The 14,278-nt window shown below is 70.9% G+C and carries 15 protein-coding genes; 8 read left to right on the forward strand and 7 right to left on the reverse strand.

Features of this window, described 5'->3' with window-relative positions; genetic code table 11:
* Positions 1-53 precede the first annotated feature (53 nt).
* The gene (locus tag ACO0M4_RS35015; RefSeq protein ID WP_430375104.1) at positions 54-1,064 is read left to right on the forward strand and encodes a DMT family transporter; all 1,011 of its coding nucleotides are present in this window, start codon (positions 54-56) and stop codon (positions 1,062-1,064) included.
* 109 nt (positions 1,065-1,173) lie between these two features.
* Here the strand turns inward: ACO0M4_RS35015 and ACO0M4_RS35020 are convergent, their stop codons facing one another.
* Positions 1,174-2,505, reverse strand: a complete 1,332-nt coding sequence (locus ACO0M4_RS35020; RefSeq protein ID WP_430375105.1) for an aminotransferase class I/II-fold pyridoxal phosphate-dependent enzyme — start codon at positions 2,503-2,505, stop codon at positions 1,174-1,176.
* A gap of 35 nt (positions 2,506-2,540) precedes the next feature.
* On the opposite strand from ACO0M4_RS35020, the gene ACO0M4_RS35025 reads away from it, so the two are divergent.
* A complete protein-coding gene (locus ACO0M4_RS35025) occupies positions 2,541-3,209 on the forward strand; it encodes a pyridoxamine 5'-phosphate oxidase family protein (protein WP_430375106.1) in 669 nt (222 codons plus the stop codon).
* A gap of 9 nt (positions 3,210-3,218) precedes the next feature.
* Positions 3,219-3,896, forward strand: a complete 678-nt coding sequence (locus tag ACO0M4_RS35030) for an FMN-binding negative transcriptional regulator (protein WP_430375107.1) — start codon at positions 3,219-3,221, stop codon at positions 3,894-3,896.
* 134 nt (positions 3,897-4,030) lie between these two features.
* Here the strand turns inward: ACO0M4_RS35030 and ACO0M4_RS35035 are convergent, their stop codons facing one another.
* Positions 4,031-5,047 carry an NAD(P)/FAD-dependent oxidoreductase gene (locus ACO0M4_RS35035; RefSeq protein WP_430375108.1) on the reverse strand — a complete coding sequence of 339 codons (1,017 nt, stop codon included), beginning with the start codon at positions 5,045-5,047 and terminating at the stop codon, positions 4,031-4,033.
* Positions 5,048-5,130: 83 nt separating this feature from the next.
* Here ACO0M4_RS35035 and ACO0M4_RS35040 point away from each other — a divergent pair, with 83 nt between their 5' ends.
* The gene (locus tag ACO0M4_RS35040; RefSeq protein ID WP_430375109.1) at positions 5,131-5,763 is read left to right on the forward strand and encodes a helix-turn-helix domain-containing protein; all 633 of its coding nucleotides are present in this window, start codon (positions 5,131-5,133) and stop codon (positions 5,761-5,763) included.
* A 63-nt stretch (positions 5,764-5,826) separates the two neighbouring features.
* Here ACO0M4_RS35040 and ACO0M4_RS35045 read toward each other — a convergent pair whose 3' ends face one another.
* The gene (locus tag ACO0M4_RS35045; protein ID WP_430375110.1) at positions 5,827-6,471 is read right to left on the reverse strand and encodes a TetR/AcrR family transcriptional regulator; all 645 of its coding nucleotides are present in this window, start codon (positions 6,469-6,471) and stop codon (positions 5,827-5,829) included.
* Between the two features lie 168 nt (positions 6,472-6,639).
* On the opposite strand from ACO0M4_RS35045, the gene ACO0M4_RS35050 reads away from it, so the two are divergent.
* Positions 6,640-7,380: a YqeB family protein gene (locus tag ACO0M4_RS35050; RefSeq protein WP_430375111.1), complete on the forward strand. Its 741-nt coding sequence runs from the start codon at positions 6,640-6,642 to the stop codon at positions 7,378-7,380.
* Between the two features lie 17 nt (positions 7,381-7,397).
* On the opposite strand, the gene ACO0M4_RS35055 is transcribed toward ACO0M4_RS35050, so the two are convergent.
* The 3 genes from ACO0M4_RS35055 to ACO0M4_RS35065 all read right to left on the reverse strand — a co-directional run bounded on the left by ACO0M4_RS35055 (position 7,398) and on the right by ACO0M4_RS35065 (position 10,364).
* On the reverse strand, positions 7,398-8,357 hold the full coding sequence (locus ACO0M4_RS35055; protein WP_430375112.1) for a DMT family transporter: 960 nt from the start codon (positions 8,355-8,357) through the stop codon (positions 7,398-7,400).
* Positions 8,358-8,536: 179 nt separating this feature from the next.
* Positions 8,537-9,697 carry an EamA family transporter gene (locus ACO0M4_RS35060; protein WP_430375113.1) on the reverse strand — a complete coding sequence of 387 codons (1,161 nt, stop codon included), beginning with the start codon at positions 9,695-9,697 and terminating at the stop codon, positions 8,537-8,539.
* A gap of 133 nt (positions 9,698-9,830) precedes the next feature.
* Positions 9,831-10,364 carry a Clp protease N-terminal domain-containing protein gene (locus tag ACO0M4_RS35065; protein WP_430375114.1) on the reverse strand — a complete coding sequence of 178 codons (534 nt, stop codon included), beginning with the start codon at positions 10,362-10,364 and terminating at the stop codon, positions 9,831-9,833.
* A gap of 495 nt (positions 10,365-10,859) precedes the next feature.
* Between ACO0M4_RS35065 and ACO0M4_RS35070 the strand changes: the two genes are divergently transcribed.
* Complete coding sequence (locus tag ACO0M4_RS35070; RefSeq protein ID WP_430375115.1) at positions 10,860-11,288, forward strand: type II toxin-antitoxin system Rv0910 family toxin; 429 nt, start codon at positions 10,860-10,862, stop codon at positions 11,286-11,288.
* Between the two features lie 48 nt (positions 11,289-11,336).
* Here the strand turns inward: ACO0M4_RS35070 and ACO0M4_RS35075 are convergent, their stop codons facing one another.
* Positions 11,337-11,963, reverse strand: a complete 627-nt coding sequence (locus ACO0M4_RS35075; RefSeq protein ID WP_430375116.1) for a PadR family transcriptional regulator — start codon at positions 11,961-11,963, stop codon at positions 11,337-11,339.
* A 390-nt stretch (positions 11,964-12,353) separates the two neighbouring features.
* Between ACO0M4_RS35075 and ACO0M4_RS35080 the strand changes: the two genes are divergently transcribed.
* Positions 12,354-12,806, forward strand: coding sequence for a TnsA-like heteromeric transposase endonuclease subunit (locus ACO0M4_RS35080; RefSeq protein ID WP_430375117.1), 453 nt, complete (start codon positions 12,354-12,356; stop codon positions 12,804-12,806).
* 421 nt (positions 12,807-13,227) lie between these two features.
* Positions 13,228-14,265: a TniQ family protein gene (locus ACO0M4_RS35085; RefSeq protein WP_430375118.1), complete on the forward strand. Its 1,038-nt coding sequence runs from the start codon at positions 13,228-13,230 to the stop codon at positions 14,263-14,265.
* Positions 14,266-14,278 lie beyond the last annotated feature (13 nt).

Consider the following 14,278-nt stretch of genomic DNA (forward strand, 5'->3'; position numbering starts at 1 on the left):
TGCCATTAATTATCACTTGTGCTACAAATTTGAATCGCTGCATCGTAGACGCCATGAGCACCACCGACGCGGCCACCGCGCCCGCCACCTCCATCGACGCCCCCGCCCCCGGGCCTACGCCGGCGCCAGCACTCGCCGACAGGGCCTCGGTCGTCTCTGGCTCCACCCAGGACGGGCCCGCGCGCCGCACCTTCGCCTGGCAGATCCGGTTCGCCGTCCTCTGCCTGGTCTGGGGATTCAGCTTCCTCTTCATCAAGGTGGGGACCGAGGGGTTCGCGCCGTTGCAGGTCACGTTGGGGCGGGTGGCCTTCGGCGCGCTGGTGCTGCTGGTGTTCCTCGTGATCAAACGGGAACGGCTCCCGCGCTCGGCGCGGACCTGGGGCCACCTCACGGTCGCCGCGTTCCTCCTCAACGCACTACCGTTCTCGCTCTTCGCGTACTCCGAGCTGACGATCCCCTCCATCCTGGCCAGCATCTGTAACGCCACCTCGCCACTGTGGGGCATGGCACTGTCGGTCGTGGCCCTCTCGGAAGACCGCCCCACCCGGCGCCGGGTCGCGGGGCTCGGCATCGGATTCCTGGGCGTACTCACCGTCCTCGGCGCCTGGCAGGGCTTCTCCGGCACCGACCTGACGGGCACCGCCATGGCACTGGGCGCCTCGCTGAGCTACCCCATCGGCTGGATCTACGTCCGCCGCACCCTCGCCCGGGACAAGCACTCACACCTCGCCATGTCCAGTACCCAGTTGCTGCTCGCCACTCTCCAACTGGCCGTGGTCACTGCGCTGTTCACCCCGATGCCGACCTCGTTCCCCCTCATGCCACTGCTTGCTGTCTTCGCCCTCGGCGCCCTCGGCACCGGCGTCGCCTTCCTCCTGCAGTACGGCATGGTCGCGGAAGTCGGCCCCACCACCGCTCAGATGGTCACCTACTTCATCCCCGTCATCGCCACCGTGTCCGGCGTGGCCCTCCTCAATGAGCACCTCACCTGGAACACCCCTCTGGGCGCCCTCATCGTCCTGGCCGGCGCCGCACTCACCCAGAGCAAGCCGCGTACCCCGTAGCCACCCACAACCACCCGTCCACCGCACCACCGAAGCCAAAGCCGAAGCTGAAGCCGAGCGCCAGAAGGCTCTGTCTCCCCTCCCCTCCCCTCCCTTACACCCCCACCCCTCACTCATACCTCCGCGCCTCCCCCCTCCCCCTCGCCTCGGCTACCGCGTCGGCCAGGGGGTTGATGTCATCGGCGGTGAGGCCGGAGACGGTGATCCGGATGCCTTGCGGGGATTGCATGCGGAAGCGCGCGCCGGGGGCGACGGCCCAGCCGTAGTGCACGAGGAGGGCGACCGTGCCGGTCTCGTCCGGGACCGGTACCCAGACGTTCATTCCGCTGCGGCCGCGCGCCGGGACTCCGCGTTCTTTCAGGGCCTGTATCAGGGCGTCCCGTCGCTCGCCGTATGCGCCGGCGATGGCCTTGGGGTCGATTGCGGTCGTTCTCCAGAGGTGTGCGACCGCGTGTTGGATCAGGTGGCTGACCCAGCCGGGGCCGAGGCGTTGGCGGCCGCCGACCCGGTCGATGGTGACGGTGTCGCCGGTGAGTACCGCGAGGCGTAGGTCGGGTCCGTAGGCCTTGGCCGTCGAGCGGACGAGTACCCAGTGGTCGGTGACGCCGGAGAGCGGGTGCAGTGGGAGGTCGACTATGCCGTGGCCGTGGTCGTCCTCAATGAGGAGCACTCCGGGGTGGTGGCTCAGGAGGGTGCGGAGTTCGACGGCGCGGGGGCCGCTGAGGGCGGCGCCGGTGGGGTTCTGTGCGCGGTCGGTGACGACGACCGCGCGGGCTCCGTCGTTGAGTGCCGCCGCCATGCGCTCGGGGATCGGGCCGTCGTCGTCCACGCCGACGGGTACGGGGCGAAGGCCGAGGGCGGGGATGAGGTCCAGCAGGCTGCCCCAGCCGGGGTCTTCGACCGCCACGGCATCCCCGGGGCGCAGGTGTGCCGCGAGGACGCGCTCGATGGCGTCGAGTGATCCGCTGGCGACGGCGATGGGGCCTTCTGGCACGCCGTCGCGGGTGAAGGCGGCTCGGGCGAGCGCTTCGAGGTCGTCGTCGACGGCGGGCATGCCGTAGAGGACGGGGCGTCGGGTGTTGCGTGCGGCGGCCTCGGCCAGTGCCTCTTCCAGTGAGGGGAGCAGGGTCGGGTCGGGGTTGCCGTCCGCGACGTTCCGTACGCCGGGTGGTGCCACCGCTCTCAGTGCTTCACGTGAGGTGCTGGCGGGCCTGGGGCGGACCCGGCTGCCGCGCCGGCCGGCCGTTTCGATCACTCCGCGGTCGCGGAGCGTGCGGTATGCGGCTGCGACCGTATTGGGATTCACCTCCAGATAGACAGCCAACTCCCTTAGCGGGGGCAGGACTTCGCCTGGCTGGAGCTCGCCCGCACCGACGGCTCGCTCCACACTTGCGGCAATGTCCGATGCGCGCCGCCCTTCGATCCGATATTCTCCTAGCACAAAGTTGATTATGTACTAGTGCAATGGAGTTCGCAATGGCTGAGGGTACGTCTTTTGCCGCGACGGAGCGCACCACCCCCACCCGGTCCCGGGAGCGCGCCCGCTATGACGAGGCGACGGTGCACGCGATCCTCGACGAGGGCTACGTCTGTCACCTCGGCTTCGTGCGCGACGGCGCCCCGGTCGTCCTGCCGACGCTCTACGGCCGGGTCGGCAACCGTCTCTATGTGCACGGTTCGACCGGTTCGCGCCCGCTGCGGATGGCCGGCGAGCAGAGCGCGGACCCCGGTCTGGCGGTCTGCCTCACGGTGACCCACGTCGACGGCCTGGTCCTCGCCAAGTCCGCGTTCCACCACTCCATCAACTACCGCAGCGTCGTGGTCCACGGCACCGCCCACCAGGTCACCGACGAGGACGAGAAGACGGCCGCTCTGGATGCCCTCGTCAACCACGTGCTGCCCGGCCGCGCCGCGGACTCCCGGCCCGCCAACGTCAAGGAGTTGGCCGCCACGGCCGTGCTCCGCCTCGATCTGCACGAGGTCTCCGCGAAGATCCGCACCGGCGGCCCCAACGACGAGCTCGAGGACCTCGCCCTCCCGCACTGGAGCGGCGTGCTGCCCGTCTCTCCCGTGTACGGCGCTCCGATACCGGCCGACGACCTCGCTCCCGGCATCTCCGCGCCGGCCTACCTCTCCGCCCGCTGAGGATCGCCGATGCTCATCCATCCCTGGGACGCCCCCACCGACGACGCCGAATGGCAGGAGTGGCTCACCGCCCACGACTTCGGACAGCTCGCCGTCAACGGCTCCCCCGGCGACCCCCCGTGGGTGCAGCCGCTGCACTTCGCCTACGACCCCGCGCGCCGCGAGGCCGTCACCCATCTCGCCCGCCCCAATCCCCTGTGGCCCGCATTGGAGGATCGACCGACGGTCCTGCTGAGCGTGGTCGACGACTACACCTTCATCCCCGGCCCCTGGCAGGCGGACGAGGGCCAGCCGCCCGAGCACGGGGTCCCCACCAGCTTCTACGCCGCGGTTCAGCTCGTCTGTACGGCGCATGTGGTGGACGATCCGGAGGCCAAGGCCGAGTTGCTCCAGCGCCAGATGACGCACTTCCAGCCGGCCGGCGGATCGGCCCCGATCGTGGCCGGCGCGGCCCCGTACGGGCGGCAGCTGTCCGGTATCCGTGGGCTGCGCCTCGAAGTGCACGACGTACGGGCCAAGTTCAAGTACGGCGGGAAGCGGTCCGAGACGGTCCAGCACCGTATTTCGGAGCGGCTCGCGGAGCGGGGCGGTCCTGGTGATGCCGCGGCGCGCCGGCACCAGCAGCGCCGGCTGGCGGCTGGCGGCGGTTCCGCGCCGTCCGCCAGCCGGTGGAGCGGGCGGCGGTAGGCGGCTCGGCCCGCGCCCGGGGAGCGGGGCACCGGAGGTCGGAGTGCGGTTGCCTCCGGTGCGTTGCGTCGCTTATGGCCGCGGGTCGGCGGCTCGCCCGTGGCCGCGGGCCAGCGGCCCGCTCGCGGCCCTGGTCAGCGGTCCGCTCCCGCCGGTGCGCGGTGTTCCGCGACGGCCTGCTCGACCTCCTCCGCCACCAGATCGAGGTTGAGGGCGAAGGCGGCGGCCGCCCCCATGCCGGCGGCCGTCACCACCTGCGCCCGTGGATCGACCACGTTCCCCGCGGCCCACACCCCGGGCACGCTGGTCCGGCCCGAGGGGTCGGTGCTCACCCAGCCGTCCTCGTTCCGGGCACAGCCCAGTGCGGTGAGCAGGGCGTCGTGCGGCACCATCCGCGGGACGACGAAGACCGCGGCGCGCGGCACCACGCGTCCGTCGGCCAGTTCGACCCCGCGCAGCCGGTCGCCCTCGGTCACCAGGCGGGTGACGGTGCCTTCGGCGATCCGCACGCCGCGCGCCGTCAGCCGTTCCCGTTCGTCGTCGGTCGGGTCCATGGTGTGCGGGAAGAAGACGACGTCGGGCGACCACTGTCGCAGCAAGAGGGCGTGGTGGACCGAGCCCGGGTGGGTGCCGAGCACGCCGAGCGGCTGGTCGCGGACCTCGTAGCCGTGGCAGTAGGGGCAGTGCAGGAGGTCCCGGCCCCATCGCTCCCGTAGGCCGGGGATCGCGGGGAGTTCGTCGCGCAGGCCGGTGGCCACCAGGACGCGGCGGGCGCGGAGCTCGGGGCCGCCCGCGAGGCGTACGCCGAGGGCGGGCGTGATCTCGGTCGCCTGGCCGGTGAGCAGTTCGGCTCCGTAGGTGGCCAGTTCGGCTCGGCCGACCTCCAGGAGGGCTGCCGGTGGCATCCCGTCCCGGGAGAGGAAGCCGTGCATCCGGTCGGCCGGTGCGTTGCGGGGCGCTCCGCCGTCGATCACCACCACGCGTCGGCGGGCGCGGGCCAGGACCAGGGCCGCGTTCAGTCCGGCCGCGCCGGCTCCGACGACCACGACGTCCCACTCCGTGTCGCGGGCCGGGTTGCCGGCGTGGTGCATGGAAGCGCCGTGCGCAGGGTTCTCGGCCCCACTGTCGGGGCCGTTGTTCGTTTCGCTCATCGCGATCACCTCCGCCCGCAGGCTGCGCGATCCGTCGCATTCTCAGCAATCTTTGTTGCCGAATCCGGGAACGGCACGGTGCAATGGCGGGTGTGGAACACTCAGCCGCCATTTCCCATGCCCTCGCCGAGGTCGGTCCGCGTCTGAAGCGGCTGCGGACCGACCGGGGGGTCACGTTGTCCGCGCTCGCCGAGGTCACGGGAATCTCCAAGAGCACCTTGTCCCGCCTGGAGTCCGGGCAGCGCCGTCCGAGTCTGGAGTTGTTGCTCCCGATCGCGCAGGCCCATCAGGTGCCACTGGACGAGTTGGTCGGGGCTCCTGAGGTCGGTGATCCGCGGGTCCGGCTCAAACCGCGGCACCTGCACGGCGCCACGGTGCTGCCGCTGACCCGTCATCCGGGCCCGTTGCAGACCTTCAAGATGGTGATTCCGGCGACCCGGAGCACGCCTGATGTCTGTACGCACGAGGGGTACGAGTGGCTGTATGTGCTCGCCGGGCGGCTGCGGCTGGTGCTGGCCGACCGTGATCTGGTCATGGGGGCGGGCGAGGCGGCCGAGTTCGACACGCGGTTGCCGCACTGGTTCGGGAGTACGGGCGACGGCCCGGTGGAGGTCCTCAGTCTCTTCGGTCGGCAGGGTGAGCGCATCCATGTGCGGGCCAAGCCTCGGTCGCGTGCCGACGACACCGACGCCGACGCCGACGCCGACGAGCGCTAAACGGTGAACGCCGAGTCCGCGCCCCGGTAAACCCGTTGTGCCCCTTGCGCCTGTTACACCTGCTTACACCTGCGGCGGGTGCGGCGGGTGCACATCGCGCGGTGGGGCCTGGAGGAAGCGCTGGAGGATGAGGCGCAGGACGGGTAGTTGTTCGGCGGGCCGGAACGTCGGGTCGGTGGCCGCGCTGGTGTAGAGCGAGCCGATCAGGGCCAGCACCCAGGCCGCGGCGTCGTGCGGGTCCAGTGCGGCGTCGATCTGGCCGGCGGCCGCGGCCCTGGTGAGCAGGGTCGTGACGGCGGCGTGCTCCTGGGCGCTGTCCCGGCCGAGCAGCGCATCGAGTTCGGGGTCGCGGTGGGCCTGCACGACGGCCTCCATGACCAGCGGCGGGGCCACGGGGTCCATCGCGTCGACGGTGAGGAGATCCACGACCTCCAGCAGCGCTCCCCAGGGGTCGTCGCTCGCCTGTGCGCGGGCGAGTCGCTCGGCCTTGCTCTCCCCTTCTTCCCCGCCGTCGTCCTCGAAGATGGCGTGGAAGATGGCGCGCTTGTTGGGGAAGTAGTGGAACAGGTTGCCGGAGCTCATACCGGCTGCCTTGCAGATCTCCGCCGTGGTGGTGCGCTCGAAGCCTTTGGCGGCGAAGAGTTGGGCTGCGGTGTGCAGGATGTGTTGGCGCCGGGCCCGGTGCTTCGCCGGGTCGATCTTCCTCATGCCGCTGCCGCCCTTCGTCCATTGGCTTTGCGTCCGGTTGCTTCGCCCGGCGGTCCGGTGCCCTCGCTCGGGTCGCGTCGGCCGTCCCCGCCGCGCAATAATAGACCGCGTACTCGGTTTATTATTGTGGCCACGCACGGTCCGCATTCCACCAGGGGGAGCCGCCACTTGGACATCGAGAAGCCGCAGCCCACTGGGAGCCCCGCCGGACCTCGTGCAGAGCCCGGGCAGCCGGCCCGTCCCACGGTCCTCGCCGACTCGCCCGCGGTCGTGGCCACCGTCTGTGTGCTGTTCGCGGCGGTCGGCGCCTGCCTCGGCTGGCTGGTGCGGCTGCTCGCGAAGTGGCTGGTGACGCTGGAGCACGCGCCCTGGCAGGGCCCGGCCAGGCTGCTGACCGCGATCCCGGAGCCCTGGCTGACGATCGGTGTGCTGAGCGTGGGTGCGGCGCTGGGGTTGGCGGTGGCGCTCTTCGGGCAGCACGAGGAGCTCGCCGTCAGCGTCTCCGACGACGAGGTGGTCCTCACCCGGCGGGCGAAGCCGCGGGCGTTCTCGCGCGAGGCGGTCCACCGGGTGTTCCGGGACGGCAAGGAGCTGGTCCTGCTCGCCGCGGACACTGCCGAACTCGCGCGGGAGGGCTGCAGCCTGAACGCCCAGCGTCTCGCCGAGGCGTTCCGCGCGCACGGTTACGCCTGGGCAGACGGCGATCCGCACGAGGACGAGTTCCGGCGCTGGGTCCCCGACACCCCGGGACTGCCGGTCGGCGCGAACGCCCTGTTCACCGCTCGCGAGCGGGCCCTCGGCAAGTCGGGGACGGCCGAGGACGCTCGGGAGCTGAGGGACGAGCTGGCCCGGCTGGGCGTCGTCGTCCGGGACAAGGACAAGCGGCAGTTCTGGCGGCTGGTCCCGTAGGACCAGCCGCCGTGCGGCTACCCGAGTTGGCGGCCGCGGCTGCGTGCCTCCGTTACCGCCAGCGCCGCGACGGCCGTGAGCAGGACCGCGGTGCCGGCCGCCGTCGACGTGGTGAGGTGTTCGCCGAGGAACAGCACCGCGATGGCCGCCGCCGAGACCGGTTCAATCAGGGAGATCACGGAGGCGGTCGCGGCCCGGACGGCGGCCAGTCCGGCGAAGTAGAGGCCGTAGGCGAGGGCGGTGGGGATGGCGGCGATGTACGCGAGGAGGACCAGGCTGCGGCCCAGGTCGTGGAGGTGCGGCCAGAGGCCCTCGGCCGCGGCGAGCGGCAGCAGGCACAGTGTCCCGACCGCGAACGCGCTGACGGTCGAGGCGTACGGGTCGCTGCTGCCGCCCCGGCCGAAGCGGCGGGTGGCGAGGGTCATCACGGCGCAGGCGGCGGCGGAGAGCAGGGCGTAGCCGACGCCGGCCGGGCGAACCGTGGCGGCGCCGTCGCCGAGGACGAGGACGAGCAGACCACTCAGTGCCCCGCCGACGGCCAGGACGCCGCCGGCGCCGAGCCGTTCACCCATGGTGAGGCGTGCCCCGATGGCGATGAGGACGGGGCCGGCTCCCATGGTGATGACGGTGCCGACGGCCAGGCCGGTGGCTTCGACGGAGGCGAAGTAGGCGGCCTGGAAGACGGCGAGGGCGATACCGGTGACCGCGACCCGCGTGGCGCGGCGACGCGGCGTCTCGGCCGGGAGCGGGCTGGTCCTGGCGGTGCGGCCGGTGCGGTGCCGCCGCGCCGCCCGTACGGCGAGCAGGAGCAGCAGGCTGCCGAAGGTGCGCCAGAAGGTGAGGGCGACGGGGCCGAGTCCGCTGCCCTGGTAGAGGAGGGCGGCGGCCGCGCCGGCGGTGCCCCAGGCGGTGGCGGCGAGGGAGACGTAGACGAGTCCCCGGCCCACGGGCAGGGCGGGGTGGGGTGCGCTGTGCATGGGAGGTGTACTCCGGGAAATCCAGGACGGCGCGGTGCGCCGTGGAGTGGTCGCGTGGTCCCGTGTGCGGGCAGCGTCGACCAGCTCGGGACTCCGCCCGGGCCGGGATTTTCCTCGGAGGTCGCCGCCCGCCTTACGCGGCGGGAGGGGGAAGCACAGTCGAATGCATGATCGTCAACCTATGTCGTGGGCGAACCGGTCGACAAGTCACTATCGGACGGTGCCGCGCAGCGGTCGTTCCGCGGCCCGTTTTGGGACTCGTGGGCGTCCATGGCGGGCGCTCCTCCGCCGGCCGCGATGACAGTGCCGGCCTCCCCCGGTTCGGTTGGCGGTTTGGCCGACTGGGCGATGAACGCGCCGATCAGGACGATCGCGCCGCCGGCGATCTGGGGTGCGGAGAGGTGTTCGCCGAGCAGAACCCAGGCGAGCACGGTGGCGATCACCGCTTCCAGGCAGGCGACGACTCCGGCGACCTGCGGGGAGAGTCGGCGGATCGACACCACGCCGGTGAGGTACGCGGTCACCGTGGCGACCAGCACGATCCAGGCGAGCAGCAGCAGGGCGGGGACGCCGACGCCGTTCAGGTCCGCGGTGCCGCCCAGTACCGACCAGTTCATGGCCCAGGGGCGGGCGATGAGGGTGAGGATGACCGCGCCGATCAGCAGGCCGTAGGCGATGACCCCCAGGGGGTCCGGTGCCGCGTCGCCCGTGTCGTCGCCGCCGTGGTCGGAGAGGACGAAGTAGCCGACTTGGCAGCAGGCCGCGCCGAGCGCGAGGGCCAGGCCGATGGCGTCGAAGGTGAGGCCGCTCCACACCTCGACGACACAGGCCAGTCCGCCGACGGCCAGCACCACGCCGACGGCGGCGGCGCGGGTGACGGGGCGTTTCTGGACGAAGCGCACCCAGCCCAGGACGAGGGCGGGGGCGAGGTATTCGATGAGGAGCGCGACGCCGACGGGGATGCGGGAGATCGCGGCGAAGTAGCAGGCTTGGACGCCGGCGACGGCCAGCAGTCCGAAGCCGGCGAGCAGTGCGGGCCGGCGGCGGGGCAGGTCCCGGTGGCGCCAGGCGACGGGGAGCATGACCAGTGCGGCGCCGGTGACGCGCAGCCAGGTGACGTGCAGCGGTTCGAGGCCGGCGGCTATCAGGGGTTTGGCGGCGACTCCGGAACCGCCGAAGGCGAGCGCGGAGATCAGAGCGAGCCCGAGCCCGGCGCCGCGTCCGGAGCGCCGGGCGTTGTCCGGGCCGAGGGCGGCCGGCTGCTGGGTCCCCCTGGACCCGGAGATTCCCTGGGCCGGGCTGGTCGTGTGACCTGCCTGGCTCCCCGATGAGGCGTGCATCGGGTCATCATGACAGCCGCGGTCAGCAGCGTCACCCCCCGAAGCTCCTGTCTCACCAGGCGATACGCGGCCGGGCCGGCGCGATGCGCGGCGGCCTGGTCAGTCGAGTCCGGGGCGGTGCGCAACAGCCTGGTCAGTCCGGTCCGGGGCGCTGTTCGCCGTCGAGGCGGGCGGCGAGGCGGGTGGTGTCGACGGAGGCGCGGCGCAGGACTTCGACGGCTCGGGATTCGGGGTCGTCGACCAGTGCGGCGAGCAGGTCGAGGCAGCCGGCGCGGGTGGCATAGCGGGCGTGCGCGCGGTCGAGGGCGCCGTCCATGGCGGCGGCAGCGGCGGGCGACCAGCCGGGGACGCCGCCTTCGGCGACCATGGGGACCGCGCCGGAGTCCTCGACGGTGCCATGCCATTGGAGTCCGTAGCCGATGCTGCGTTGGACGAGGTAGCCGAGCAGTCGGGCGATCTGGTGGCCGCCGTCAAAAACCTCGCGGACCGCGGGGTCCCACTCCAGGAGTCCGTGGAGGAGGTGTGCGGTGTCGACCTGGCGGTCGCCGTCGCGGGTGGCTCGTCTGCGGGCAGCGGAAACCACCGACGCCAGCTCTACGGTGAGCTGACTGTCGAGGTCTTCCTGGGCGGAGCGTTCCCCGCCGCTGTACGCAGTACGGTTTTGCACAGCCCCACCCCACCAGTCCTGAAAGGCCGGAGCATCCCCGGCGGGAAGCATTTACGCATCCCACCTTGGTTGGGGAAGCCCACACACGATCTCATCCTTACGGAGGATATGCGGAGAGATCGTGAAGGCCAGGCATCCATCGCAAACGGGTGCACTCTCGTCCGCCCGGCCTCGGAAAAACCCGCGGACCCGGAAGTGGGCGCCACTGTTCCGCGACGCGGACCGACACCCGTTCCCCTGAGTCTCCGACGTGACGCCGGACAGCTTGGCGTGGCGCAGCCGTCGACGGCCGGACCGACCTCTGACACCGGCGGATCCGGCGTACGGGCTGCGCCGGCATCACGCGGACCGCCTACCGACCTACCAACCACGGTCCCACCCCCACCCACAACTGACGATCCATCAGCAAATCCAGGTCATCGGTATTGAACCTTCGCCCCGGTGCGACTACGTTCCGCGCACCAGCCAGGACGCCGTCACCGAAGGGGTGCTCGCATGGCCGATGTCACCGCCCAGACCCGGATCGAGGCACCGACCGAGAAGGTCTGGGGCCGGCTCACCGACTTCGACTCCTACGGGCAGTGGAACGCCACCCACACCAATTTCCCGCACGGCGGCCCGCAGCCCCTCCAGGTGGGCGCGGCCTACGCGGAGAACATGAAGCTGATGGGCTTCCCCGCCGAGGTGAGTTGGACCGTGCAGGAGCTGGAACCGGGCCGACTGCTCGCCGTCAAGGGCAAGGGCCCGATGGGCGTCAACCTCGACATGCGCTACCAGTTGACGCCCGACGGCGGGGCCACCACGGTCCAGATCGACGGGTCCTTCACCGGCGCCGCGGTCTCCCTGATGGCGGCCAAGCTGAAGGACTCGGCGAGCACCGCACTGGACGAGTCCCTGCGCAGGCTCGCCGGCCTGGTGACCTGAGCGCCGGGGCGGCGGCACCGTTCGGCACCGCCGCCCCGGCCGACTACCTCAGTCCTCCTCGGCGAGGATCAGATACAGCTCCTTGCGGGCCTTGTTGACCACCGCCATGGCCTTCTCCCGCTGCTCGGGACTGCCGGTGGCCCACACCTGACGGAACGCCTCGACCAGACCGCCGCCCGCCTTCCGTATCTCGTTCATGGCCTCCCAGTCGACGCCACGACCGGCGTCCTCCCAGGGGGCGTCGGAGCCACTGTCGGCTTCGGCGCGACCGGCGTCGGTCAGCGAGAACAGCTTCTTGCCGCCCTCGCTGGCGCTGGCGATCAGCCCCTCGTCCTCCAGCAGTTGGAGGGTGGGGTAGACCGAGCCGGGGCTGGGTTTCCACGCCCCGCCACTGCGCTCGGCGATCTCCTGGATCATCTCGTACCCGTGCATCGGTCGGTCCTTGAGCAGCGCCAGTATCGAGGCGCGCACATCGCCGCGCCGGGCCCGGCCGCGCGGCCCGCCTCGCCCTCGACCACCCCCGAAGGGCGGGCCTCCGAAAGGCGGGCCGAATCCACCGAAGGCCGCCCGCCGGCGCTCGAATCCGCCGCCGAACTCGCCGCGGCCGCCGCGGTGCCCGGGGCCGTAGTGCTCGTGCCGGCGCTCAGGTCCGTACTCGTATCCCTGGGAACGCATAGTGCGTCCTCCTTCTCATCGTCGGTGCATCACGTATGCACTATCGCTCGCAATCGTTGATCGATCGCGATGCGTCAACGATATATCGGAACTGTTCGGCAGACAAGGGTCCGCCCACACCTTCCGGCTGTCCTGTCTCACTCAATCGAGTCGTTTTCTCAACGAACCGAGCCGTTCGTGCTTCTGTCTCAACGAACCGAGCCGTTCGGGCTTCTGTCTCAGCGAACCTAGTCGCGCGACTGAGGGCGCTGGGGGTGCTGGATGGCTGTACCGGCTGGGGTGGATCACGCGGGTCCGTGCGTCGAGTTGTCGTACGTGGACGCGGTGCACGGGCGTCGTCGGCGTCCGCTGCGGGACTGCGTGACGGGCCGGTTCGAGGATGTCGAACCCGTGCGTACGTTTCGCTGGTCGCGCGGTGAGCGTCACTTCCCGGGCTGGTACTGGGCGGCGACGACCGGGCGGCACGTCGGCTTCGAATCGTGGCTGGAGCGGGACCGGCTGCTGCTGATGGACTTCGATCCGAGCGTGGTGGGGATCGGCTCGCAGCCGTTCTGGCTGCACTGGCACGACGGTGAGCGGGAGCGTCGGCACGCCCCGGATTACTTCGTGCGCCGCGCGGACGGCTCGGCGGTGGTCGTCGATGTTCGTGCGGACGATCGGATCGAGCCGAAGGACACCGAGGCGTTCGAGGTGACGCGGCTGCTCTGCGCCCAGGTCGGGTGGAGGTTCGAGCGGCTGATCTGCGCTCCCACCTCTGCGCGGTGGGCTCCGTCGGCCCGCCTCTCGTCGAGAAAGTGGCCGCGGTCACGGGACGCCCCCTTACCGACCTGCAACGAGCACTGATCGACACGCGATGCGGCAACTGTTTCCAGCCCCTGCGCTCGCGGAGGGTCAAGGGCCGACCAGCACGATGGTGTTCCGACCGCTGCCTCGTGATCGCCCGCCGCAAGCGCGTCCCGCTCTCGCCCCAAGGTGCCCGCCGGCACACCGTCCACAGAGCACCCTGCGCCTACTGCGGCACCGTCGTCGAACGCAACCGCCCTTTTCGCTGGTGTTCCGAACCTTGCAGGCAAGCCTCCTACGAAGCCCGGTGGGCCAGGGGGCAGTGCGGACACTGCGGGCAGGATCTGCAGCAGAAGACAAGCTCCTCACGCGGAAGTCAGTGCCAGCCGGTGTGGTGTTCCCGTCTTTGCCGCGCAGCGGTCCACCGTGAACGCCTCAGAGCCCTCCCCGACCTTCTCCATCTGCGGGAACGCGACGAGTAGTGCCACCGAGACAGCCGCTTCCGCGCACCGTCCCCCTCTTTCACAACGAGACCCTGGACTCCTTCCTCCACAGGCTCGCCGCCGCCAACCACCTTCCGGCCGACCAGTTGCTGCCCCTCTTGGTGATCCGCCGCACCAAGAAGACCCCGGCGAAAACACTCCTTGAACCTCTCGCGGTCGCGGCCGGAGTCCGCCAACGCGCCCTGGAACTGGCCCTGCCTGAATTCCTCGACGCCGACGTCGACACCATCGACAAGCCCGGCGCCATCGGCCGTCCGCGCTCAGCCCTGCACACCGCCATTCAGCGTCCCGCCTGCCGCCGTTGCACTCACGCCGCAGGCATCACCATGACCGTGACCTGCTGGACCACTCATGACCGCAACGTCTGTCTCCGCCACCGCCTCTGGATCGGCGACGGCATCGCCAACGCCGACGCCGACGCCGACGAGCAAGTCGACGTCAGCAGGCTCCCCGACACGCTACGAGCCCAGAGACACCACCGAAATCTGATGGCCCGCCACGGCCGCCGCTGGGTTCGCAACGCCTATCCGGATGCGCGAAAGATGTACTTCGCCTGGCTGCAACAGTCCGCTGACCCGTTCGATCTGCTCGACACCGCACGCCGCACCCTCACCGACGGCACCGGGAAACTCCCCTCTCCCGACCTGACGCTCACAATGTGCTTCCACCCTCAAGTCGTGACGCTCGCCGGACTTCTTGCCGGCCGGGAGTGGGAACGCCGCGCTGTCGCCACCGGCCACGTCGCCTGGCTCGTCGAACAGATCACCGTCCGCAACATCCTTCTCGGCTACGTCCCCAAGGAGCGCAAAGACCCTCTGATCCAGTGGGTTGAGCGGCATTTCTCCACCCACAAGTTCGTCGCCTTCCACCGAAGCCCGAGGATCTACGACGCGTTCTTCCCCCGCGAAACCATCCCGCCACCGCGCCGGCCCGATGAAGCCGACGCGGAAGCACGGTGGAGCCCGTTCCCCCCTACTGCCGCTGCTGAGCCTGAGTACGGCCGGGTCGTGAGGTGACCCAGATGGAGGG

Origin of the sequence: Streptomyces sp. RGM 3693 (genome assembly GCF_050471125.1) — a bacterium.
Classification (GTDB): Bacteria; Actinomycetota; Actinomycetes; order Streptomycetales; family Streptomycetaceae; genus Streptomyces.

What these genes read in the sequence shown, in the direction of transcription:
- ACO0M4_RS35015 (WP_430375104.1), top strand. Translation starts at nt 54, where the DNA reads ATGAGCACCACCGACGCGGCCACCGCGCCCGCCACCTCCATCGACGCC.
- ACO0M4_RS35025 (WP_430375106.1), top strand. Translation starts at nt 2,541, where the DNA reads ATGGCTGAGGGTACGTCTTTTGCCGCGACGGAGCGCACCACCCCCACC.
- ACO0M4_RS35030 (WP_430375107.1), top strand. Translation starts at nt 3,219, where the DNA reads ATGCTCATCCATCCCTGGGACGCCCCCACCGACGACGCCGAATGGCAG.
- ACO0M4_RS35035 (WP_430375108.1), bottom strand. Translation starts at nt 5,047, where the DNA reads ATGAGCGAAACGAACAACGGCCCCGACAGTGGGGCCGAGAACCCTGCG.
- ACO0M4_RS35040 (WP_430375109.1), top strand. Translation starts at nt 5,131, where the DNA reads ATGGCGGGTGTGGAACACTCAGCCGCCATTTCCCATGCCCTCGCCGAG.
- ACO0M4_RS35045 (WP_430375110.1), bottom strand. Translation starts at nt 6,471, where the DNA reads ATGAGGAAGATCGACCCGGCGAAGCACCGGGCCCGGCGCCAACACATC.
- ACO0M4_RS35055 (WP_430375112.1), bottom strand. Translation starts at nt 8,357, where the DNA reads ATGCACAGCGCACCCCACCCCGCCCTGCCCGTGGGCCGGGGACTCGTC.
- ACO0M4_RS35060 (WP_430375113.1), bottom strand. Translation starts at nt 9,697, where the DNA reads ATGCACGCCTCATCGGGGAGCCAGGCAGGTCACACGACCAGCCCGGCC.
- ACO0M4_RS35070 (WP_430375115.1), top strand. Translation starts at nt 10,860, where the DNA reads ATGGCCGATGTCACCGCCCAGACCCGGATCGAGGCACCGACCGAGAAG.
- ACO0M4_RS35075 (WP_430375116.1), bottom strand. Translation starts at nt 11,963, where the DNA reads ATGCGTTCCCAGGGATACGAGTACGGACCTGAGCGCCGGCACGAGCAC.